Genomic DNA, 22,019 nt, shown 5'->3' with positions numbered 1-22,019 from the left:
AGCATCCTTCGTCAGATCTGCGGTGTCGTTGAGGGTGGTGCGCAGCCGGGCCGAGTGAGTTCGGATCCGGTGGGGCCGGATCACAAGCCGTGCCGGCGGTCGCCGAGAACGCGTTCGCACACCTCGCGCTCCACGTGCGGGGAGAAGGGGGCGCGGCGGGCGGCGACGGCCCGGTCGGTGTCCTCGGTCGTCAGGTCGGCGTTGATCGCCGAGCCGGCTCGCACACCCGCGGCGGCCGAGCCGATGACCTGCTCGAACAGGGTGGTGACGTTGCCGGCCACCCACACGCCGGGCACCGCGGTGGCACCCAGGGGATCGGCGGCGACGTAGCTGCCGAGTACGTGGCCGTTCATCTCCTGATCGGTGATCTCGAGGCCGAGGCCGGCGAGGATCCCTGAGCGGGCGGTGAATCGCGGAGCGATCACGAGCGCCTGACACGCGACCTCCCGGCCGTCGGCCATCCGCACGCCGGAGAGCCGGTCGTCGAAGGGACGGTCGCCGGACGGAGGACCGTCGGACGGACGGTCGCCGGACGGACGGTCGCCGGAAAGCCGGTCGGCGCCCGTCACCAGACCGGACACCTCGCCGGTGACGACCGCGATGTCGCGGGCGGCGAGCTTCTCGTACTCCTCCGCACCCGGTTCCGGCGCGGTGTGCAGGAAGAGGGTGATGCGGCTGCTCCACTGCCGCCACATCAGAGCCTGATGGACGGCGAGGGGACCGGTCCCCAGAATGCCGATCCGCTGGTCGCGTACCTCCCAGCCGTGGCAGTACGGGCAGTGCAGCACCTCACGCCCCCACCGTTCGGCGACGCCGGGGACCGTGGGCAGTTCGTCGACCAGGCCCGTGGTGACGAGGAGCCGCGCCCCCAGAACCGCGGTCCCGTCGGCGAGGACGACCCGGAACTCCCCGCCCGGGCGGCGCTCGGCGGTCGCCGCGGTGCCCGACACGATCTCGCCGCCGTAACCGGTCACCTCCGCGCGGCCGGCCGCCAGGAGTTCGCCGGGTGGTGTGCCCTCGCGCCCCAGATAGCCATGGATGCCGTCCGCCGGGGCGTTCCTGGGCTGCCCTGCGTCGATCACCAGGACCGACCGCCGTGCGCGCGCCAGAGTCAGCGCTCCGCTCAGTCCCGCGGCCCCGCCTCCGATGATCACGACGTCGTAGCGCTGTTCCCCGTCCATGGCAGCGGCGGTCGTCGTCTGCTGTGCGTCTGTCGTCATTTCGCTCGCCTCCGTTCACCGCGATCGTCACCCCAGCGCCGCCCGCTTGACAAAGTTTCTTGCCAGGATGGCAAATAGAAACATGGCAGACGACGACATTCCCGGTGTGCTGACCGCGGTGGGACCGCGACTGCGGGCGCTGCGGCAGGACCGCGGTACCACCCTGGCGCAGCTGAGCGAGATGACCGGCATCTCGCTCAGCACCCTCTCTCGCCTGGAGTCGGGGAAGCGCAAACCGACCCTGGAACTCCTGCTGCCGCTGGCCAAGGCCCACGGTGTGGCGCTGGACGAACTGGTCGGCGCACCGGACACCGGCGACCCCCGCATCCGTCCCCGCCCCTTCACCCGGCACGGCCAGACCTTCGTCCCCCTGACCCGCCACCTCGGCGGTCTGCACGCCTACAAGCAGATCCTCCCGGTGGGGACCGGGAGCGACGTCCGCCCCGAGCAGGGGACGCACGAGGGCTACGAATGGCTCTACGTCCTGTCCGGCAAGCTACGGCTGGCCCTGGGCGAACACGACCTCGTCCTCACCGCCGGCGAGGCCGCCGAATTCGACACCCGCACCCCGCACGGCTTCGCCAACGCCGGAACGTACCCGGTCGAGTTCCTCAGCCTGTTCGGAGCGCAGGGCGAACGCATGCACGTACGGGCCCGCCCCACGATCACGTGACGCGACAGTGCGTTGGCGGGTTGGAAGACCGGCTGTCCGACCCGTCCCGAACTCCGAAAATAACCTCCCAGTAGAGGGCTGATGCCTGAATATCCGCCTTCTTCCCTACCTTTCCCGGTTTTTTGTGTCACGGACTCGCAACTATGAGTACTGGGTGACATGTGGGGCGAGATGCTTCAATCCTCAACTTTTTGAGACCTTGGGGGCATCGTGTCGTATCAGCAACCACAGGGCTGGGGCCAACCTCAACAACCGCAGGCACCGCAGGCGCCACCGGCCAAGCGCAAGAGAAGCGGCTGCCTGACCGCCTTCATCGCGGTCGCGGCGTTCTGCGTCGTGATCGGCGTGATCGCCGCGGTGGCCGGCGGGGGCAAGAAGGACAGCGACGACAAGGCCGGCACTCCGACCGTGTCCGCACCTGCCGCAGCGCCCGGTTCGCAGAAGGCCGCGACGACCGGGCCGGCGACAGAGGCGACGCCGAAGGCTCCGGCCGCCGAGACGAAGGCGGCCGCGGAGACGGTGACGTACGTGGTGGAGGGCAGCACCGCCGAGGTCACCTACGGTCCCGCCGGATCGAGCTTCTCGGGGAAGGTGCCGTTGAAGGTGACGAAGCCGCTGGGGACGCCCATGTACTACTCGATCACCGCGCAGTTGCAGGGCGGGGGCCACGTGAAGTGCTCGATCCTCGTCAACGGCAAGGTGATCTCCAAGGCTGAGGCGTCGGGCAGCTGCAACATCGCCATGTGTCAGATCAGCCAGGACTTCGGGGGCGACGGCTGGGTCAACACCAACGGATGATCGGCACGCGACGCGGCCCCCGACCGTGCTGCACGGTCGGGGGCCGCGTGGCGTACGGGCGGGAGCGCCCGGCGGCCGGGACGGTCAGCTGAGAATGTCGTCGAGCTCCTGGAGGAGCCGCCGCTTCGGGCGGGCTCCGACCATCGACTTCACCGGCTGCCCGGCGCTGAAGACCATGAGTGTCGGCATCGACAGCACGCCGTACGCCGCCTGCGTCTCCGGGTTCTTGTCCACGTCGAGCAGCACCACCTTGAGCCGGCCCGCCTGCTCCTCGGCGACCGCCTCCAGGACCGGGGCGATCATGCGGCACGGCCCGCACCAGTCGGCGGTGAACTCCACGAGCACCGGCCCCTCGGCCGCCAGCACCTCCTCGGCGAACGTCGCATCCGTCACCGTGGCCACTCCTGTCGCCTGCGCCATCTCAGCTCCTCATCCCCTCGTCGTCCGGGTATCCGGCCCATTCACACCGCGGCGGTGAGCTCTCCGGTGTCTGCGCGGTGGCCTCCACCTCCGCGCGCGCCAATTGCGCCCCGACCTGCTCGCGCACCTCGCGCAGCCGCGCGATGACGTCGTCGAGCTCGGCGAGCTTGCGCCGGTAGACGTCCAGCGAAGCGGGACACGAGTCCCCCTCCGGATGCCCGGCACGCAGGCATTCGACGAACGGGCGGGTCTCCTCCAGCCCGAACCCGAAATCCTGCAGCGTGCGGATCTGCGCCAGAAGGCGCAGATCGTCCTCGCCGTAGGACCGGTATCCATTCCCGGCGCGCCGCGCGGGCAGCAGCCCGAGCGACTCGTAATACCGCAGGGCACGGGTGGTCACACCCGCCCGTTCCGCCAACTCACCGATCCGCATACCCAGACGGTAGACCTTGACCCTGACGTCAACGCCAGGCACTCGTCACGACCGCTCCAGCCGGCCTTGCCGGACCCGGCACAGCGCTCCCCACTCCTCTCCGGCCCGGCGGGCAACTGCTTGACCTGCGGACTTCCGCCCCATAAATTCATTTCTTTGGCTTGGTCCGCACGGACAGGCGCCATCGCTGTCCTTGGAGGACCCCATCAACTGGTACCTGGAAGCACTCCGGAACCATCTGAATTTCCGCGGGCGGGCACGCCGCAAGGAATTCTTGCAGTTCTACCTGGTCACCATGATCATCAGCTTCGCATTGCAGGTCGCCGAGTGGTCGCTCGGCGCCGGCCCGTACTTCTCCACGGCGTACGGCATCGCCACGCTCCTGCCCTGCATATCCGTGATCTGGCGCCGACTGCACGACACCGACCGGTCGGGCTGGTATCTGCTCGCGGGCGTCATTCCGCTCGTCGGCTGGATCTTCGTGACCATCTACCTGGCGAGTGACAGCAAGCCCTACATGAACGCCTACGGCCCGTCCCCGAAGCCCGTCCCGGCGTCGGACCACGAACGGTTCGAGCCCGCGCGATAGACGCGACAAGAGCGCCACCCGAACGGGGAAACAGCCCCTTCGCAAAGGCGGCGGCAATTCCCCGCCGCCTCGAATGCGCCGCCCCCTTTTGTTACTCCGATTGCCTGGCAGCAACGTCCACGGATAGGGCCAACCACCGCCCTGACATGCCCTCTTGACTGCCGCGCTTCTGTACGTTCTGCACCGAATGGGTGTACGCGCGCGCCCTATCGGCGCCCCGCCCGTGACCCGACTCCGTTGGCGACAGGCCTTGTTGACTTTCCCTCAGAGGGCGGCTTCACTATTTGTTGATCCGGTCTGACAACGTTGTCAGTCGGTGGATGGACCGCTCTGAAACAGTTCACGACTCTGCCTTCGGCAAGTGCGCACGTATGTCACCTAGAAGATCCTCAATCGTCTCCTGGAGCCACGTGATGACACGATATGGGCGCACTGGCGCGCCCGTCCTCCGTACCGCTGTGGCCGCGTTCTCCGCGGCCGTTCTGGTGGCGCTGCCGGTTCAGGCGCTCGGCGCCCCCGCGGCCCATGCGGCCGGACTCGTCGACGATCCCGCCTCGCTGGTGAACCCGATCATCGGAACCTCCGGAGCGGTCGACACCTTTCCGGGCGCCGACGCGCCGTTCGGGATGGTCCAGTGGAGTCCGGACACGACCCCGCACCGGCCCGACGGCGGCGGCTACGAGTACACCGACAAGAAGATCTCCGGCTACAGCCTGACGCACCTGTCGGGGCCCGGGTGTCCGGCCGCCGGCGATCTGCCCATCCTGCCGTTCACCGGTGCGCTGACCGGCGATCCGGCCGCGACCTCCGTCGGCTTCGACCACGCCGAGGAGACCGCGCGGGCGGGCTACTACGCGCTCACCGACGGCGCCGGGGTGAACACCGAGCTGACCGCCACCGCCCGTGCCGGCATGGGCCGCTTCACCTTTCCCAGCGGCTCCGACGCCCATCTCCTGCTCAAGCTGAGCGGCGGCGCCACCAAGATCGACGGCACCCGGGCGCAGATCGTCAACGACCACGAGGTGACCGGCGCGATCGACAGCGGCCACTTCTGCGGCGCGAACAACACGTACACCCTGCACTTCACGATCAGCTTCGACCAGCCGTTCAGCAGCAGCGGCACCTGGGTCGGCAGCACCATGAACCCGAACGCCAAGGCGCTGAAACTGGGGGCTCCCCAGCAGCAGCTGTCCGCCGCCACCACCCGGGCGGCCACCCCCGAGGCGCACTTCACCCTCCCGTCGAAGCAGCAGCCGACGACGCACGGCGGCGCCGGCGCGTCGAAGGCGAAGGCTCCCGCCGGTCCGCCGGTGGTCGGCGCCAACGGCGTCTATCTCGGATTCGACACCTCGAAGTCCGCGACCGTCACCGCGAAGGTCGGCATCTCGTACACCTCGGACGCGAACGCCGCGGGCAACGTCGCGAGTGAGATCCACGGCTGGAACTTCGACACCGTCAGGCAGGCCACGCACAACGCGTGGAACCGGACGCTCGGACGGATCAGGATCGGCGGCGGCAATGCCGACCAGCAGACGCAGTTCTACACCGCGCTCTACCACTCCCTGCTGCACCCCAATGTGTTCTCGGACAGCAACGGGCAGTACATGGGCATGGACCGGCAGATCCACAGGACCGCCAAGGGGCATGTCCAGTACGCCAACTACTCGGGCTGGGACACCTACCGGTCGCAGACCCAGCTGATGGCGCTGGTCGCCCCGGCCGTGGCCTCCGACGTGGTGACGTCGATGCTCAACGGCTACCACCAGATCGGGATCCTGCCCAAGTGGGCGCAGAACAACGGTGAGAGCTATGTGATGGTCGGCGACCCCGCCGACGGCATCATCGCCGGCGCCTACGCGTTCGGTGCCCACGGCTTCGACACCGGGGACGCGCTGACCGCGATGACGTGGCAGGCCACGCACCCCAACGGCGACCGTCCGGGCCAGGCCGTCCGCGATGCCAAGGGCTATCTGCCGATCGACAACGGCACCTGGGGCTGCTGCAACTTCTACGGGCCGGTCTCGACGCAGCTGGAGTACGACAGCGCGGACTACGCCATCGCCGCCTTCGCCAAGTCCCTCGGGAAGAAGGACCTCTACTCCACCTTCGCCGGCCGGGCGCAGGACTGGCAGAACGTCTTCAACCCGCAGACCGGCTACCTGCAGGCGAAGCTGGCCAGCGGTGAGTTCGCCGCCGGCTTCACTCCCGGCACGTCCAACGGGTTCGTCGAGGGAACCTCGGCGCAGTACACCCCGATGGTCCCGTTCAACCTCCAGGCGCTCATCCAGTCGCGCGGCGGGGCCGCCGCCTACAGCAGCTATCTGGACGGCCTGCTGTCCGCTCTCACCGAGCCCGACAGCACCCACGCGGATCTGAGCAACGAGCCCAGCGTGGAGATCCCCTGGGAGTACGCCTACCTGGGCCAGCCCTGGAAGACGCAGAAGGCGGTGCGGGACGTGCAGCATCAGCTGTACTTCAACGCCCCCGTCGGTTCCTTCGGCAACGACGACCTGGGCGCCATGTCGTCCTGGTACGTCTGGTCCGAGCTGGGCATGTACCCGGAGACCCCCGGCACCGACACCCTGGTGCTCGGCAGCCCCGTCTTCCCGACCGCGAAGGTGACCCTGGGCAACGGTCGCACCGTGACGATCAACGCCCCCGCCGCGGCCACCGGCAGCCCGTACGTGCAGGGACTCAAGGTCAACGGCGCGGTGTGGGACAAGCCGTGGACCAGCTTCGGCAAGCTGTCCGGCGGTGCGACCCTCGACTACACCCTCGCGGCCACCCCGAACACGTCCTGGGGCGCCGCGGCCTCCGCCGCACCGCCCTCCGACAGCACCGGGCAGCGCGACGTCATCGCCGCGACCGGGCCGTCCGGCGCCGGACTCGTCCTGGCACCGGGCGCGAGCGGGACCGGCACGCTGAACCTGGCCAACATCTCCGACCGCCCGGTGACCGTCGGCTGGACCGCCACGCCGCCGAGCGGAGTCACAATGGCGACCACCAACGGCACCCTGACCGTCCCGGCGCACTCCCCGGCCGAGCAGCAACTCCAGGTGACGGCGGGCAGTACCGAAGGCGCGTACTCGATCCCGATCAGCCTCACCGGCAGCGACGGCGGCTCCCTGCCGTCGACCGCGCTGCACGTGGCGGTGGCCGCACCGGGTGCGCTGTGGCCGTACGCGACCGGGACCGGTGTGTACCCCGACGGCAAGACCTTCGGCAGCGGCTTCGACGAACAGGGCTGGGCCTACTCGCAGAACGCGCTGGACGCCGCCGGAGTGAAGACGGGCGGCAGCGTGACGTCCGACGGCATCGCCTATCCCTGGCCGGCCGGCAGCGGCAAGCCGGACAACATCGCGGCGGCGGGCCAGACCATCCCGGTCGCCGCCCCGGCGAACGCCACCGCGATCGGCTTCCTGGGAGCCGCGATCAACGCCCCCTCGACCGGGACCAGCGGCGCCGTGACCGTCACCTACACCGACGGCTCCACGGAGAAGGTCACGCTGGCCATGTCCGACTGGACGCTGAACGCCGGGGGGAGCACACCGCTCCCGGGGACCACCACGGTCGTCAGGACCCCGTACCGGAACGTCGGCGACGGATCCAAGGACACCGTCGGAACGTACCTCTTCAGCAGCAAGCTCCCGCTGACCGGAGGCAAGCAGATCGCCAGCGTCACCCTGCCGGTGACGGCCGACGGCACACTGCACCTGTTCGGGATCGGCTTCGCCGGCTGACCGGGCCGGAGCGAACGACCTGAGGAGGGGCGGACGGCGAGCACTCTCGCCGTCCGCCCCTCCTCACTTCCCGTTGATCGACTCCCAGCAACGCACATCGATCTACCAACTCGAACACACATGTGTTAGAACTGTCGGCATGAGTACTGCGAACCGCCTCGACGTCACGCTGCGCCTCGTCCAGGGGGCCGAGCGGATGGGGGTCGCCGAGCTGGCCCGGCGGCTGGGCGTGTCGGAGATGACCGTGCGCCGGGACCTGGACGAGCTGGAACGCCAGGGGATGGTGCGGCGGGTGCACGGCGGCGCGGTCGCGGTGGGTCTGCCCGAGCAGGGTTCCGGCTTCGCGGCGCGCGAGCCCTGGCAGGCCGCCACCAAGGACCGCCTGGGTGCGGCCGTGGCCGAGCTGGTGGAACCCGGGCAGACCGTACTGCTCGACGCGGGCACCACCACCGTGCACGTCGCCGGACATCTGATCGCGCGCGCACCGCTGACGGTCGCGGTCCTCAGTCTGCAGGCGGCCGTACGGCTGGCGGACCAGCCCGGTATCCGGCTGCTCGTGCTGGGCGGGGAGTCACGTCCCGGCGAGCGGTCCCTGATCGGACCGCTGGCGCTGCGGGCCGTGGACGGACTGGCCTTCGACTGCTTCATCATGTCGATCGGCGGCGTGCACGCCGATCACGGCTGGTCGGAGTTCTCCCTGGACGACTGCGCGGTCAAACAGACCGCGCTGGCCCGCGCCAGCCGCACCGTCGTGGTGGCCGACGCCACCAAGCTCGGAGTGCAGGCGTTCAGCCGGGTCGCCCCGCTGAACGCCGTGGACACCTTCGTCACGGACGCGGCCGGCGACGACCCGGACACCCACCCCGCCGGACCCGCCACCCTCGCCGCCCTGAGCGACGCCGGCGTCCGCACCCGCCTGGTCTGACCGGGCCGAACCGACCAGGTCCGACCGAACCGACCAGGTCCGACCGGTCCGACCAGGCCCGATCCGACCGGGTCCGCCGCTCGCCCCTGCCACCCAACGGCCGCCGCACCGCCCCTGCCGTGGCAAACGCACCCCACGCACCACACGCACGGACCGCACGCACCGACGAAAGGCGCCCGATGCCCGCCCCGTTCCACCCCTTGATGATCCTGGTCGCCGGCCCCTACCGATCCGGCACGGGAGACGACCCGGCGAAGCTCGCCGCCAACGTCGACGCCATGAACCAGGCCGCCCTGACGTTGTTCCGGGCCGGCCACCTGCCCGTCACCGGTGAGGCGCTGGCGCTGCCGCTGATCGAGACCGCGGGTTCCGCCGGGATCGGCGACCCGGCGTTCGACGAGATCTTCCATCCCGTCGCGGAGCGCCTGCTGGCCCGGTGCGACGCGGTCTGGCGCATCGGCGGGCCTTCGGCGGGAGCGGATCTGATGACCAGTCAGGCCGAAGCGCTGGGCAAGCAGGTCTTCCACCACCTCGACGAGATCCCCGCGGCCCGATGACGGCCGGCATCGACGTCCCCGACCGCCGTGGCCGGACCCGGCTGGACCGGGACGGCCTCGACCTGACCGGCAATCCCCGGGTCGTGGTCCGTGACGTCACGCTGCTGTCCTGCCACTGGTACGTCCTGCGCACCACCACGTTCGACTACCGGCACTCGGACGGCCACTGGAGCACCGAACAGCGCGAGACCTACGACCGCGGCAACGGCGCGACCGTGCTGCTCTACGATCGCGACCGCGCCACGGTGCTGCTCACCCGCCAGTTCCGCTACCCCGCCTACGCGAACGGCCACCCGGACGGCATGCTCCTGGAGACCGCCGCCGGTCTGCTCGAGGAGGACGACCCCGAGACGGCGATCCGGCGCGAGGCCGCCGAGGAGACCGGTCACACCATCGGTGCCGTGGAGCATGTCTTCGACGTCTACATGAGCCCCGGATCGGTCACCGAACGGCTGCACTTCTACGCGGCGCCGTACAGTTCCGCGACGCGCGACACGGGCGGCGGCGGGCTCGCGGAGGAGGGCGAGGACATCGAGGTCGTCGAACTCCCTTTCACCCGGGCCCTCGGCCTGATCCGGTCCGGCGACATCGCCGACGCCAAAACCATCATGCTGCTTCAATGGGCCGCGCTGGACGGGCCATTCGCTCCGGACCAGCCGAAGGGAAGTTAATGCCAGGGTCGCCCGTCCGGCTGTCGCTCATTTCAAGAGGGCTTCTCCGGCGGGCTTCTCAGGAGGGCTTCGCGCCCTTGAGCTCGAACCAGACGGATTTGCCGCGGTCGGTGAGGTCCACACCCCAGTCGCTGGCGAGTTGGTCGACCAGGGCCAGGCCCCGCCCGAATTCGTCGTCGGGACGGGCGTTGTGCAGCCGGGGAAGCAGCCGGCTGCCGTCATCGATGTGACAGCGCAGCGCGTGGCCGCCCCGGGCGGTCAGATGGATGGGGCCCGGCGCGTAACGCACCGCATTGGTGACCAGTTCGCTGACGAGGAGTTCCGCGGTATCGGTGAAATGCTCCATCCCCCATTGCCGCAGCACCTGACGGAGCGCGGACCGGGCCTGGCGACACGCCGTCGGCGTACGCGGCAGCGGCCAGGGGCCGCCGGTCAGGAGATCCTGCCTCGGCACCATCGGCAGGGACTGGTCCCGGTGCAGGGCTGGACCTTCATACTGCCGCCCGCTACCCAGCTGCCCCGGCAGATCTGCCTCGGCGGGGGCGCCCGTGAAAGGGCGAGGTCGGCGCATAGGGGCCTCCACTTGGCCCGGGTCACCCTCGCTCAAGGACGGCCGGGACACGGGATGGGGCCACTTCCCAAAGGGGAGTGGGTCGTGCCGAGTACGGGATACCTGTGCGCACTCGAATGATCTTGACGGCTTTACCGCACAGGGCAGCATTACCGCGAAGTAAAGCCTATGTCGACTTTACCGTGGAGTAAAGTGCCATTCATGATCGATGCGGGGAGCGCCACGCCATCACCTGAAGACCTCTCCGTAACCGGACGGCCACGCCCGCGCGCGGCGTCCCATTCCAGAGAAGCGCACATGCTGGACGCCGCATGCGCCATCTTCGCGGAGGCAGGCTATCTGGCCGCCACCATGGAGGCCATCGCCGCGCGCGCCCATTCCACCAAACCGACGCTGTACGCGCATTTCGGAAGCAAGGAAGACCTCTACAAGCACTGCAGCGAACGGGCCGCCGAGAGCCTTGCCCGGCAGCTCTTCGCTGCCAACGTCGCGGCCGAGGGCCTTTCACTGGAACACCAGGTGCGGGCGGGAACCCTCGCTTTCTTCGACCATGCCGCCGCGCACCCCCATGAGTTCCGCCTCCTGTTCGGCTCGGAGGCCTCGGGCACCGTGCCGGCCGCCCGGCACCGGCTGATGACCGCCGCCACCGACCGGATCGCCCACCTGATCAGGGAATTCGCGGCATCGCACGGGCAGCCGCCATGGGGGGCCAGCGCGACCTTGTGCGCTTCCTTCATCGTCGGCCTCGCCGTGGAGGGCGCGCGGTGCGCTCTCGGCACCGGCTCGCTCAGTCCGCGGCTGGCCGGCGAGTTCGCGACGTCGTTCACGGTGGCCGCACTGCGGCACATCGACATCTCCCTGGCCGCCGCCGTCGACACCGGGTGACCGCCTCGGTGCGGCCCGCCGGTGAGTGCGGGCCGCACCGGCGTGTGCACGGGGGTCAGGCCCCGGGCCGGGCGCGTTCGGGAAGCCGGAAGGAGAGCAGCAGGGCGCCGGCGAGCAGGGTGACGGTCAGGGCGGCGGTGCCCGCGAGTGCGGTGGTGGGTGACCGGCCATGGTCGGTGAAGGCGGAGTAGGCCGTCACCAGCAGGGCGACGCCGATGGCGTTGGCCAGTTGCTGCACCGCGTTGAGGACGCCGGAGGCGGAGCCGACCTCGGCCGTGGACACGTCGGCCAGGATCACGTCGAACAGCGGCGGGATGACCATTCCCATGCCGAGTCCGGCGACGAAGGTGCCGGGCAGCAACTGCCAGGTGTCGACGGCCGGTCCCGACCACAGAGCGGTGCCGCCCAGGACGGCCAGGCCCACCGAGGTCAGCACGATGCCCGTCTGGATCACCGTCCGTCCACGCCGCTGGGCCAGCGCTCCCGCCGGGCCGGCCGTGATGGCGATGCCGAGGGCGAGCGGTGCGATGGACAGGCCCGCGTTCTGCGGGGACAACCCCAGCGGCCCCTGCAGGAAGACCGACAGCACCAGCATCAGCCCGGTGAACGAGGCGAAGAACGCCACGGCGACCAGGATCCCGCTGGTGTAGCCACGGTTGCGCAGCAGGCTGGGGTGGACCAGCGGTGACGGCCGGCGGAGCTGGTACCGGGTGAACAGCCAGAAACCGGCGGGTCCGGTGGCCGCCAGGACGAGGCTCCAGGCCGGCCAGCCCAGTTCACGGCCCTGGACCAGTGGGTACACCAGCGCGGCCGAGGCTGCTCCGACCAGCAGCATGCCGGGTATGTCCAGCCGCTGTCCGGCGGTGGGTGTGTCCCGTGGGATCCAGCGTGCCGCGCCGGCCCAGGCGGCGAGCCCGAGCGGCACGTTGACCAGGAAGATCAGCCGCCATCCCGCGCCGAACGCGTCCGCCTGGGTGAGCACTCCGCCGACGACCGGGCCGCCGACCGCGCACAGGCCCATCACCGGGCCGAACAGGCCCAGCGCCTGCGGCAGTTCCGCCGCAGGGAAGACCTCCTTGAGGATGCCGAACCCCTGCGGGATGAGCAGCGCTCCGAGCGAGCCCTGGAGCACGCGGGCGGCGATGAGCCAGCCGGGCCCGGGAGCGAGCGCGCACAGGCCCGAGGCCAGGGTGAATCCGGCGGCGCCGAGCAGAAACAGCCGGCGCCTGCCGAACCGGTCGCCCAGCCGGCCGGCGGTTACCAGCAGGATCGCGAAGGGCAGGGTGTAGGCGGCCTGGAGCCATTGGGTGACATCCCGTCCGCCGCCCAGGTCAGCCGCGATGGCGGGGGCCGCGACGCTGGTGATGGTCGCGTCCAGCAGGTCCATCACCTCGGCGAGCAGCACCACCGCGAGCACCAGCCAGCGGTACGGATGCGGGGTCGGCGCCTCAGCCGGTGACGGATCCGGGAGCCGATCCGGTGACGAATCCAGTGACGGATCCGGCGACGGGATCGGTGACGGGATCGGCTGCGCTGCCGCGTGCGGTTCGGACGGCGGCATGGAGAGTTCCACGACGGGGGCCTCCTCGGGTTCGCCGGGCCGCCATCTCCCGGCCCGGAACATGATGACGAACGCCGTTCGTCGCGAACAGTGTTCGTAACGAACTGCGTTCGTGTCAAGTGTTAGCCTGGGTCCCATGACCGCCCCGCACCGCAGCACCAGAGCCCGCCCGGCCAAAGCCCCGCTGAGCGCCGAGGCGGTCGTCACCGCCGGGCTGCGGGTGCTCCGCCAGGAGGGCCTGGCCGCCGTGACGATGCGCCGTGTGGCGGCGGAGCTGGACACCGGGCCGGCCTCGCTCTACGTGTACGTGGCCCATCGCGAGGATCTGCTCCTCCTGCTGCACGACGCCGTCATCGCCACCGTCCCGCTGCGGCCGGTCGACGCCGGCCGCTGGCGCGCGCAGTTGGCGAGCACCATCACCGCGGCCGTCCACGCGTTGAACGAACACCCCGGCATCGGCCGGGTCTCACTCGGCCGCATTCCGACGGGCCCGGCGTGGGCGGAGATGTTCGACCGGATCCTCGGGCTGCTGCTGGCCGCCGGCCTGCCCCGGCAGAAGGCCGCCTGGAACTGCGACCTCATCGCCATGTACATCGGCGCGGTCGCCTACGAGGCGAGCATCCACGACTCCCCCGCCGCACCGCCGGACCCCCTGCAGCAGGCGCAGGACCGCCGCCACGCCGACTCCGGCATCGAGGCACGACTGGCCGCCCTGGACCCCGGCCGCTACCCCCATCTCGCCGCCAGCGTCACCGAGTTGACCTCCGGTTCGGCCGCTGAGCGGCTCGCCAACGGCATCGACGTACTGATCACGGGCATGGTGGGCGGCTGACGCGGCCGGCCGGATCCGTCCGGCGGTGAGCACCGGCACGCCCGGAAAACTCCGTGCGCCGGCGCGGGGGCTGGGATACCGTCGACGCCCATGACTCCTCCTCCCCGTACCCGCCCTCCCTACGACGCCGACGAACGCACCCAGCTGGTCGGCTGGCTCGACATGCAGCGCGCGATCATCCGCTGGAAATGCGAAGGCGTGTCCGAGGAGGACGCCCACCGGTCGGTCCTCCCGACCTCTCCCTACATGACGATCGCGGGCATCGTCTCCCACATGCGGTGGGTCGAGCACTGCTGGTTCGAGGTCCTGCTGCTCGGCAGGAAGGCCGAGGGTCCGCAGTTCGACGACGGGCCCGAGGACGCCGACATGATGGTCGACGGCACCCCCCTCGCACAGCTCCTAGAGGAGTACGAGCGCAGTTGCGAGGTGTCCAACGAGATCATCGCGTCCCTTTCGCTGGACACGGTCGGCAAGCACCCGGACTTCGGCGCCGCCGCCGCGTCACTGCGCTGGATGCTCCTCCACATGATCGAGGAGACGGCCCGGCACGCCGGCCACATGGACACCGTCCGGGAGCTCGTCGACGGCGAGAAGGGCTACTACTGACCGGTGTGACGGCCGGAGCGGCGGGCCGAAGCGCGCCAGGCAGTGCCAGACCTTCTTGAGTGCCTGCGCGTCGTAGCGGCCGGTGCGTGCCGCGTCGCCGATGATGCGGGGATCGAGCCGGCCGCCGACCGCGATGGCGGCGCCCAGATCGACGTACTCCTGGCCGCGGAAGTCCGGGTGCCGCCGCAGGTTCTCGACGGTGAGCCGGAAGCCGCCGTGCCACTCGACGGGGCACGGAAGCCGCGCGGCCTCGGCCTCCACGTCCGTGCCGCGGTAGCCGGGATCGAGGACCAGCGCCTCCACATCCCGGTCGAGCCGGACCGGCCCGTGGATCTGCGCCTCGACATGGCCGTCCAGGGCGTCCAGGCCGCCGGCCGTGGCCAGTTCGACGAGTGCGCAGCGGGTGGCGACGCCGAAGTCCGACGGCTCCGTCGAGCTGTCCGGATAGCAGAACGTGGACCGGGCCACGGCCTCGGCGGTCAGCCGGAAGTGCGAGGAGCCGAACCGCGGTGCCGCACCGATGTGCTCGTGACGGAAGTTGAGCGCACCGTAGACCGGGCGCTCGTGCGCGGCGGCATCATCGTAGGCGCCGCCGAAGATCCGGCTCTCCCAGCGCCACCGGTCCCCGCCGGGGTGGGCGGTCAGACCGCCGTTGCTGGTGCCCGTCACGAACTGCGAGGAGTAGACGCCGTCCCGCGCCAGTCGCCGCAGGATCGGCAGGCCGCCCGTCCAACGGTCGGGGTGGAAGTTCATCGTCACGCGCAGCCCGGCGTCGAGCGGTCCGCCCGCGGACCGGGCAGCGACGTGCCGCAGTGCTCTCGCCTGCGGCGATCCGGAGGTGTCAGCGCTCATCCGTGAAGTCTGCGCGAAGGCCGGCCGCCGGCGCATCCGGATTGAACGGGCTGTCGGCGAGCAGGCCGTAGAGGAGATCGTCCGTCCACTCGCCCTTGATCCAGGTGAACGCGGGACGCCGCCCCTCCAGCTGGAACCCGAGCCGTTCCAGCAGGTGCGCCGAACTCAGGTTGCGGGCGTCGCACTCCGCCGACATCCGGCGCAGTCCGCCGGCGAACCGGTCCTTCAGCACGGCGCTCACGGCCTCGGTCGCATATCCGTGGCCCTGCCGGTCGCGAGCGAGGGTGAAGCCGAGGTCGGCCTGCATGCGGTTGTCGTTCAGGTTCACCCCGACGTCGCCGATCAGACAGCCGTCCTCCTTGAGCTCGATCGCGTACTGGAACCAGCCGGGCCGGGTCGGATCGTCGCTGAAGTTTGCGATGAGCGCGGCTGCCGAGTCGACGGACACCGGGGCGGACCAGCCCTGATAGCGGGCCACCTCCGGGTCCGAGCGGTACGCCGAGAGCGCCGGCGCGTCGGCGGGCCGGAAGTGGCGCAGGCGGAGCCGGGGCGTGTCGAGAAGCATGCGAGGAGGATCCCACGGGGTGCCCACGCGTCAGGTGGCGAGCCGAGTGCTGAGCGCGTCAGCGCTGTGGATGCAGCACTGCCTCGGCGATCTGCCGCACCCGGTCCATGGTGATGCCGGTGCGCTGTTCCACCGCCAACGGGTGCTCCGTGGGCTCGAGTTCCACCCTGGGTCGCCGGCCGACGGGGCGCGTGTGCGCGTTCGTCTTGAGGTCGGTCGTGCTCTCCGGGTACAGGCTGAGCTCCGTCGACAGCCAGCCGAAGTACGGCCGTTCGGTCTCCCGGCCCGGCGTCTCCCACAGCTCGCTCGCCCGCGCGAAGCTCTCACGGCTGAGGGAGATCCACACGCCCCAGGCGAAGACGTCCGTGCGTCCGATCACGGGTATCTCGATCAGCCCCCGCACGAAGAAGGCCTGATTCCTGATCACGCACTGGTCCAACGACAGGATGCTGTCCGGGTCGTTGGTGAAGGCAGGCTCCCAGATGTCCGGGGCCATGGTGGAGTAGCTCATCGGGAGCTCTTCGTGGTGCTCGCCGCAAGTGGAGCAGAGGAATCCGAGATCGACTGACATGGCGGAGACAATATCCGCTCCACCATGGCCCGGATCCGCGCAGGGTGCCGGTACGGCTCGGCAGCCGCTGGGCACCGTCGCCGGTGAAGGGGCGTAGGTTCGCCGTAGATCTTCGGTGCGGTGGAAGGGGCGGTGCTCGCGGATGCGCTCGACGGACGACGTGAACGACGTGAACGACGGGGCGGGCACCGTACGGCCGGCCGTTCTGCTGGGCCATCTCGGCTACGGACTCCGGGCGTCGAAGGCCGTCGTGGCGGTCCTGCCCGACGGCCGCGCTCCGCGACGGGTCGAGCTGCTGACCGCCGACGCGTCCGTCGTCCGCCGGCTCACGGCCGGTCCCGTCCAGGCGGTGCCCGGATGGCGGTGCGGCCCCTTCGCGCGCGTGGAGCTGCCAGAGGATCTGGAGCCGGGCCGCTACGCGGTCCGTGTCGTCGGCGGCGGCGGCCGCCCGACCGTCTCGGATCCTTTCGAGGTCGCGGAAGACCGGCTGCAGCGCGCAACGATGTCCGACGTGCTGGCGTACTTCAAGGCGATGCGATCCAGCGGCGAGATCGACCGGAAGGACCGGCACGCCGCGCTGTGGGGCGATGACACCGGCCGGGAGGTCGACGCGCGCGGCGGCTGGCTCGACGCGAGCGGCGACACCAGTAAGTTCCTCAGCCACCTCACCTACACGCGCACGATGAGCCCGCAGCAGATGCCGTTGTGCGCGTGGGCCATGATGGCCGCCCGCGACGCGATCACCGAGCACCACCCCGCCCTGGTCCGCTCCCTCGGCGCCCGGCTGCGTGACGAGGCGCTGTGGGGCGCCGACTTCCTCGTCCGCTTCCGGGCGCCCGAGGGGTACTTCTACACCGGTGTCTTCGACGCGCTCACCAAGGAGCTCGACGAGCGCGTCGTTTCCGCGCCACTGGCGGAGTGCGTGCGCACCGACCGCTACCAGGCCGCCTACCGGCAGGGCGGTGGCCTGGCCATCGCGGCCCTGGCGCGCGCCGCGGCCCTGGACGACCACGGGGACTTCACCGGCCCCGACTACCTGTCGGCCGCGGTCCAGGGCTTCGTCCACCTCGAAGCCCACAACCTGGAGTATCTCGACGACGGCACGGAGTCGATCGTCGACGACTACACGGCGCTGCTGGCCGCGACCGAACTCGTGGCGGCGGGCGCGGGCGGGGAGGACGGGGCCCCGGGGACCGGTGCCCGGGAGGCGGCCCGGCGGCGCGTCCGGTCGCTCCTCTCCCGTTACGTACGGCCCGCCGACGGCCCCGGATGGTTCACCGGGGACGCCGAGGGACGCCCGTTCTTCCACGCCGCCGAGGCCGGACTGCCCGTGCTCGCGCTGACCCGGTTCGCCACCGTTCTGCCCGGCTCCCCCGAGGCCGGTCCGGCCCGGGCGCTGGCCCTGGAAGCCATGCTCGACACGGTGCGCCGCACCCACGCGGTCCCCAACCCGTTCGGCTATCCGCGCCAGCGGGTGCGGCCCGCCGACGCGTCGGCCAAGGACGCGTTCTTCTTTCCCCATGCCAACGAGACGGGCTACTGGTGGCAGGGCGAGAACGCCACCATCGCCTCGCTGGCCGCGGCCGCCTCCGCGTGCGCCGCCCTCGACGACGCCGGCGAGGACGACCGCGCCCGGCTCGGCGCGTTCGCCGACGACCAGTTGGCGTGGATCACCGGCCGCAACCCGTTCGACGCGTCGATGGTCCAGGGCCGCGGCCGCAACAACGTCGACTACACCTCGGACTTCCCCAACATCCCCGGCGGGATCGTCAACGGCATCACCTCGGGGTGGTCCGACGAGGAGGACATCGCCTTCCTTCCGCCCGACGCTCCGCCGGGGGACGTCTGGCGCTGGGCGGAACAGTGGATCCCGCACACGGGGTGGTTCCTGCTCGCCGTCGCGTCGGCCCGCTGAGCGCCGCGGCGACCGGTCTCCTGATGACGAGCCCCATGGTCACCGCTCCTCGGATCCGAGGAGCCCCAGGACCAGTTCACGCGGCAGCCCATGGGTCTCGTGCAGATAGCTGTAGTCCTCCTCGCGCAGCGGCCCGTCGAAGCCCTGCCGGGACAGCACCAGCCGGCCCCGCTCCAGCAGCTTCGAGAAGCGGCGTTCCTCGTCGAGCAGCACCTCGCGCACGGGTCCGACCTCGCCCGGCTGCCGGAAGTGGTCGAGAGTGTGCTCGAAGAGCTCTGTGGGGAGGTCGGTCAACGTGCGCGAGGGGTCGTCCCGCCACAGGGTGGTCAGCACCCGGCGGGTCAGCCGGCGCAGGACGTAGCCGCGGCCGGTGTTCGACGGGAGGACGCCGTCGCCGATGACCACGATGCTGGACCGCAGGTGGTCACAGACGACACGGAGCGAGAACTCGTCCAGGTCCCACAGACCGGGGATCGTGCTCGTCCACGGGCCGAAGATGTCGCACTCGTAGACCGACGGCTTGCCCTGCAGCACGGTCAGGAGCCGTTCCAGGCCCAGGCCGGTGTCGATACCGGGCCGGATCAGGGGTTGGAGGCTTCCGTCGTCGTGGCGGTGGTACCGCATCTTCACGTGGTTCCACACCTCGACCCACCGCGGATCGCTGCTCGGGGTGCCCTGCGGTGGGGTGTCGCCGGTCCACACGAAGATCTCCGAGTCGGGTCCGCACGGCCCGGTGGGGCCGTTGGACCACCAGTTGTCCTCGCGTGTCAGCTCCACCGGCACCCCCAGGTCGTTCCAGGTACGGAGGGATTCGGTGTCGGGGCCGATCTGGTCGTCACCGCCGAAGACGGTGACATGCAGCCGGCCGGGCTGGATGCCGAAGCCGTCGCGCAGCAGTTCGTACCCCCAGCGCAGGCTCGGCGGGCCGCCGTAGTCCCCGAGCGACCACGAACCCAGCATCTCGAAGACGGTGAGGTGCGTACGGTCGCCGACCTCGTCCAGGTCGGTCGTGCGCAGACAGCGTTGGAGACCGACCAGACGCTGACCGAGCGGGTGCGGGCGGCCGAGCAGGTACGGGGTGAGGGGGTGCATCCCGGAGGTGGTGAACAGCACCGGGTCTCCGGGTGGCCGGAGCAGCGAGTCGCCGGTGATGCGCTGGTGTCCGCGGTCGCGGAAGAAGTCGATGAACGTGCTGACGGTCCGGTCGGTGTTCATGGCGGCGGTTCCTTCGGGTCGTGGGGACCGGAAAGGAACCGTGGGCACGGACTGCGAAACAGGAGTCGTACAGCGCACCGGCGGCCGTTTCCGGTCGCCGGGGGTGAGGAGTGGGGTCAGGCGGCGGCAACCGACGAGCTGGTAGCTCGCGCGGTCGCGGTGGTGCTGTGCCTGGTGATCTCCATACGTCAACGGTAACAGGGGTGCCCGCCGAGGTGCCCGGCATTTCCGGCGGCGCGGGCCCCTGAGCTCGGTTGGTGCGCGGGAGGAACGGGCTCGGTGATGTGGGCCACCACGCGGCGGTTCGCTGTCACACTCCGGGCCGCCGGGGGCTCTCGGGAGGGACAGGGAAACAGCTTCCCCCACCGACTCACCAGAGGACGACACATCATGATCATGGTCACCGGTGCCACCGGGAACTTCGGCCGCCCGCTCGTCACGGAACTGGCCGCGCAGGGACGGAAGGTGCGGGCCCTGACCCGGACGCCCGAGCACGCGGAGCTGCCGGCCGGAGTCGAGCCGTGCGACAGCGCCGCGCCCGACTTCGCGGGCGTGAGCGCGCTGGTGCTGAACATCGCCGGGGCACCCGGCAGCACCCCGGCCCTGCTGGGTGCCGCGAAGGCGGCCGGCGTGCGCCGGGTCGTCACCCTCTCCTCGTTGCTGGTGGCGACCGACGGCGAAGCCGCGGCCGAGGGCAGCACCGCCGCGATCCACCGGGACCTGGAGGAGGCCGTGGAGGCGGACTTCGAACAGTGGACGCATCTGCGTCCCGGCGCCTTCGCATCGAACGCCCTGCAGTGGAAGGCGCAGCTTCAGGCCGGCGATGTCGTGCACGGGCCTTACGCCGGTGCCTGCACCGCGCCGATCCATGAGGCGGATCTCGCCGCGGTCGCCGTCCGGGCCCTGCTGGGGGATGAACTGCTGGGGCTGGCCCCGTCGTTGACCGGTCCGCAGGAGCTGACCCTCGCGGAACAGGTGGAGATCCTCGGTGCGGTACTGGACCGGCCGCTGCGGTACCAGGAGATCAGCCCGGAGGCCGCGAAGGCGGCGATGCTCGCCCACAACTCCTGGGTCCAGGAGGAGATGATCGACTCACTGCTGAGTTTCCTCGCGGACACGGTCGGGCGTCCCGCCCTGGTGACCGGTGAGGTGGAGCGCATTCTGGGCCGCCCCGCCCTGACCTACGCCCAGTGGGCCGAGGCGAACGCCGCCGCCTTCTCCGCCATGGCCTGACGACCCGACAGGTGTGCCCCAGGACCGGGGTCCCGGGGCACATCGGCGCGCCTACAGCCGGGCACTCGGCACGGGACTCAGCAGGGACCAGCTTCTGCCGTCTCCCCAGAATGACGACTCATCGACATACGGTCGCAGCAGCGCGGTGAGCTCCGCATCGCCCCGCTGATTCAGTTCGTCCGACGCGATCTTCCGCGCCACACCGGCGAGGAAGTCGGCGAGTTGAATGCGGGCGTCCGAACGGGAGCTGACGAGCGTCACGCTCGTCAGCCGGCCGCGCGGCCCGTACCCGGGGTCAGCGGGGTGGGGCTTGCTGAAGATCGCCTTCAGCTGCGCGATCCGCTCGTCCGTCAGCGTGTTGTTTCTGTCGTGAACGATGGAGACAGGCCTGGTGCCGTCGCTCCAGTGCGCCACGGTCCGGACGATCGAGGGGATCAGCGGGTCCAGCGCGGGGATCACCGTCGGGTCGTCGAGGAGCCGGGCGCGGAAGGAGTCCGCGGGCGATCGGGCCGCCGCGAGCTGTTCCATGATGGCGTCGACCGGCTCGGCAGCGCCGGCCCCGCGCAGGTTGTCGATGGTGCGGAAGAACGAGTCGACCGGGGTCCGGGTGCCCCAGAGGTTCTTGGTGCGCATCAGATTGTTGGACGACTCCAGGAACTCCCGCCACAGGTCCGGCCCGAAGGACCGGGGGCCCTCGCGGTACAGGGCGACGGCCAGCGCATGGGCTTCCTCGTCCCGGCTCAGACCCGCGCTGGCCGCGTGCGTGGCATTGCCGACGAGCAGGTCCACCGCCCGGCCGACGACGAAGAACGCCTTGTCGGTCAGATGGACGTGCGCGTTGCCTTGGATCGGTCCCAGTGGCCCGAGCAGCCAGGTGAGAACCGGCCGGTGTTTCTCGCGGAGCAGATGGTTCGCCTTGTACTCCTGCGCGGGAGAGCGAATTCTGTTCCGTATCTCCTGGATGCTGTCCGCGGCGACCTCGACGTCCAATCGCACGCTGGCATGGGCGAACACATCCGTGTTGCCGCCCAGGAGATTCTCACCGTCGGAACCCGACTCGTCGCAGGCGATCTCGACGAGCCGGCCGGCCGGCGCCGCCTCGAGGGATTCCTCCCGCTCGCCTGTCACTGCCTGGTCCTCCCACGGATGGACATGCCAGCCATCATCGGTGATCAGCCCGGGATCCA

22 protein-coding genes are annotated in these 22,019 nt (G+C 70.5%); 12 read left to right on the top strand and 10 right to left on the bottom strand.

Annotated features, from left to right (window positions below):
• Positions 1-80 precede the first annotated feature (80 nt).
• Positions 81-1,220, bottom strand: coding sequence for an NAD(P)/FAD-dependent oxidoreductase (locus LNW72_RS37345; protein ID WP_250979462.1), 1,140 nt, complete (start codon positions 1,218-1,220; stop codon positions 81-83).
• Positions 1,221-1,302: 82 nt separating this feature from the next.
• On the opposite strand from LNW72_RS37345, the gene LNW72_RS37340 reads away from it, so the two are divergent.
• A complete protein-coding gene (locus tag LNW72_RS37340) occupies positions 1,303-1,893 on the top strand; it encodes an XRE family transcriptional regulator (protein WP_250979461.1) in 591 nt (196 codons plus the stop codon).
• A gap of 210 nt (positions 1,894-2,103) precedes the next feature.
• Positions 2,104-2,691 (top strand): hypothetical protein, encoded by a 588-nt coding sequence (locus LNW72_RS37335; protein WP_250979460.1) that lies wholly within the window; start codon positions 2,104-2,106, stop codon positions 2,689-2,691.
• Between the two features lie 84 nt (positions 2,692-2,775).
• Here the strand turns inward: LNW72_RS37335 and trxA are convergent, their stop codons facing one another.
• Together trxA and LNW72_RS37325 are read right to left on the bottom strand one after the other, a co-directional pair.
• Positions 2,776-3,111, bottom strand: a complete 336-nt coding sequence (gene trxA / locus LNW72_RS37330; RefSeq protein WP_285369879.1) for a thioredoxin — start codon at positions 3,109-3,111, stop codon at positions 2,776-2,778.
• A 1-nt stretch (position 3,112) separates the two neighbouring features.
• Positions 3,113-3,544, bottom strand: a complete 432-nt coding sequence (locus tag LNW72_RS37325; protein WP_250979459.1) for a MerR family transcriptional regulator — start codon at positions 3,542-3,544, stop codon at positions 3,113-3,115.
• A gap of 193 nt (positions 3,545-3,737) precedes the next feature.
• On the opposite strand from LNW72_RS37325, the gene LNW72_RS37320 reads away from it, so the two are divergent.
• From LNW72_RS37320 to LNW72_RS37300, 5 genes are all read left to right on the top strand, one after another.
• On the top strand, positions 3,738-4,133 hold the full coding sequence (locus LNW72_RS37320) for a DUF805 domain-containing protein (RefSeq protein ID WP_285369878.1): 396 nt from the start codon (positions 3,738-3,740) through the stop codon (positions 4,131-4,133).
• A gap of 413 nt (positions 4,134-4,546) precedes the next feature.
• Positions 4,547-7,873, top strand: coding sequence for a lectin (locus tag LNW72_RS37315; protein WP_250979457.1), 3,327 nt, complete (start codon positions 4,547-4,549; stop codon positions 7,871-7,873).
• Between the two features lie 19 nt (positions 7,874-7,892).
• The gene (locus LNW72_RS37310; RefSeq protein ID WP_285371096.1) at positions 7,893-8,798 is read left to right on the top strand and encodes a DeoR/GlpR family DNA-binding transcription regulator; all 906 of its coding nucleotides are present in this window, start codon (positions 7,893-7,895) and stop codon (positions 8,796-8,798) included.
• Positions 8,799-8,977: 179 nt separating this feature from the next.
• The gene (locus tag LNW72_RS37305) at positions 8,978-9,355 is read left to right on the top strand and encodes a DUF4406 domain-containing protein (RefSeq protein WP_250979455.1); all 378 of its coding nucleotides are present in this window, start codon (positions 8,978-8,980) and stop codon (positions 9,353-9,355) included.
• Positions 9,352-10,026 (top strand): NUDIX domain-containing protein, encoded by a 675-nt coding sequence (locus tag LNW72_RS37300; protein ID WP_250979454.1) that lies wholly within the window; start codon positions 9,352-9,354, stop codon positions 10,024-10,026. Before LNW72_RS37305 ends, LNW72_RS37300 begins: the two co-directional genes overlap by 4 nt.
• 58 nt (positions 10,027-10,084) lie before the next feature.
• Here the strand turns inward: LNW72_RS37300 and LNW72_RS37295 are convergent, their stop codons facing one another.
• Positions 10,085-10,483 (bottom strand): ATP-binding protein, encoded by a 399-nt coding sequence (locus tag LNW72_RS37295; RefSeq protein WP_250979453.1) that lies wholly within the window; start codon positions 10,481-10,483, stop codon positions 10,085-10,087.
• A gap of 315 nt (positions 10,484-10,798) precedes the next feature.
• On the opposite strand from LNW72_RS37295, the gene LNW72_RS37290 reads away from it, so the two are divergent.
• Positions 10,799-11,482, top strand: a complete 684-nt coding sequence (locus tag LNW72_RS37290; RefSeq protein ID WP_250979452.1) for a TetR/AcrR family transcriptional regulator — start codon at positions 10,799-10,801, stop codon at positions 11,480-11,482.
• A gap of 55 nt (positions 11,483-11,537) precedes the next feature.
• On the opposite strand, the gene LNW72_RS37285 is transcribed toward LNW72_RS37290, so the two are convergent.
• Positions 11,538-13,055 (bottom strand): DHA2 family efflux MFS transporter permease subunit, encoded by a 1,518-nt coding sequence (locus LNW72_RS37285; protein ID WP_250979451.1) that lies wholly within the window; start codon positions 13,053-13,055, stop codon positions 11,538-11,540.
• Positions 13,056-13,179: 124 nt separating this feature from the next.
• On the opposite strand from LNW72_RS37285, the gene LNW72_RS37280 reads away from it, so the two are divergent.
• Together LNW72_RS37280 and LNW72_RS37275 are read left to right on the top strand one after the other, a co-directional pair.
• Positions 13,180-13,875, top strand: coding sequence for a TetR/AcrR family transcriptional regulator (locus tag LNW72_RS37280; protein WP_250979450.1), 696 nt, complete (start codon positions 13,180-13,182; stop codon positions 13,873-13,875).
• 90 nt (positions 13,876-13,965) lie between these two features.
• On the top strand, positions 13,966-14,481 hold the full coding sequence (locus LNW72_RS37275) for a DinB family protein (protein WP_250979449.1): 516 nt from the start codon (positions 13,966-13,968) through the stop codon (positions 14,479-14,481).
• Here the strand turns inward: LNW72_RS37275 and LNW72_RS37270 are convergent.
• From LNW72_RS37270 to LNW72_RS37260, 3 genes are read right to left on the bottom strand one after another with little or no spacing between them, the layout of a single operon-like run.
• Positions 14,377-15,333 (bottom strand): DUF3626 domain-containing protein, encoded by a 957-nt coding sequence (locus LNW72_RS37270; RefSeq protein WP_250979448.1) that lies wholly within the window; start codon positions 15,331-15,333, stop codon positions 14,377-14,379. The two genes, LNW72_RS37275 and LNW72_RS37270, sit on opposite strands and share 105 nt — an antisense overlap.
• Complete coding sequence (locus tag LNW72_RS37265) at positions 15,323-15,898, bottom strand: GNAT family N-acetyltransferase (RefSeq protein WP_250979447.1); 576 nt, start codon at positions 15,896-15,898, stop codon at positions 15,323-15,325. The genes LNW72_RS37270 and LNW72_RS37265 overlap by 11 nt, the downstream gene beginning before the upstream one ends.
• A gap of 58 nt (positions 15,899-15,956) precedes the next feature.
• Positions 15,957-16,469, bottom strand: a complete 513-nt coding sequence (locus LNW72_RS37260) for a DUF2199 domain-containing protein (protein ID WP_250979446.1) — start codon at positions 16,467-16,469, stop codon at positions 15,957-15,959.
• A gap of 142 nt (positions 16,470-16,611) precedes the next feature.
• Here LNW72_RS37260 and LNW72_RS37255 point away from each other — a divergent pair, with 142 nt between their 5' ends.
• Positions 16,612-18,384, top strand: a complete 1,773-nt coding sequence (locus LNW72_RS37255; RefSeq protein ID WP_250979445.1) for a glycoside hydrolase family 9 protein — start codon at positions 16,612-16,614, stop codon at positions 18,382-18,384.
• 39 nt (positions 18,385-18,423) lie between these two features.
• Here the strand turns inward: LNW72_RS37255 and LNW72_RS37250 are convergent, their stop codons facing one another.
• Positions 18,424-19,599 (bottom strand): alanine--tRNA ligase-related protein, encoded by a 1,176-nt coding sequence (locus LNW72_RS37250; RefSeq protein ID WP_250979444.1) that lies wholly within the window; start codon positions 19,597-19,599, stop codon positions 18,424-18,426.
• 390 nt (positions 19,600-19,989) lie between these two features.
• On the opposite strand from LNW72_RS37250, the gene LNW72_RS37245 reads away from it, so the two are divergent.
• Positions 19,990-20,832, top strand: coding sequence for an NAD(P)H-binding protein (locus LNW72_RS37245; RefSeq protein WP_250979443.1), 843 nt, complete (start codon positions 19,990-19,992; stop codon positions 20,830-20,832).
• A 51-nt stretch (positions 20,833-20,883) separates the two neighbouring features.
• On the opposite strand, the gene LNW72_RS37240 is transcribed toward LNW72_RS37245, so the two are convergent.
• Positions 20,884-21,960 carry a DUF3800 domain-containing protein gene (locus LNW72_RS37240; RefSeq protein ID WP_250979442.1) on the bottom strand — a complete coding sequence of 359 codons (1,077 nt, stop codon included), beginning with the start codon at positions 21,958-21,960 and terminating at the stop codon, positions 20,884-20,886.
• Between the last annotated feature and the right edge of the window lie 59 nt (positions 21,961-22,019).

Source organism: Streptomyces sp. RKAG293 (genome assembly GCF_023701745.1).
Classification (GTDB): domain Bacteria; phylum Actinomycetota; class Actinomycetes; order Streptomycetales; family Streptomycetaceae; genus Actinacidiphila.
Note: the sequence above shows the minus strand (reverse complement) of the source record. Positions and strands in the feature narration are given on the sequence as shown.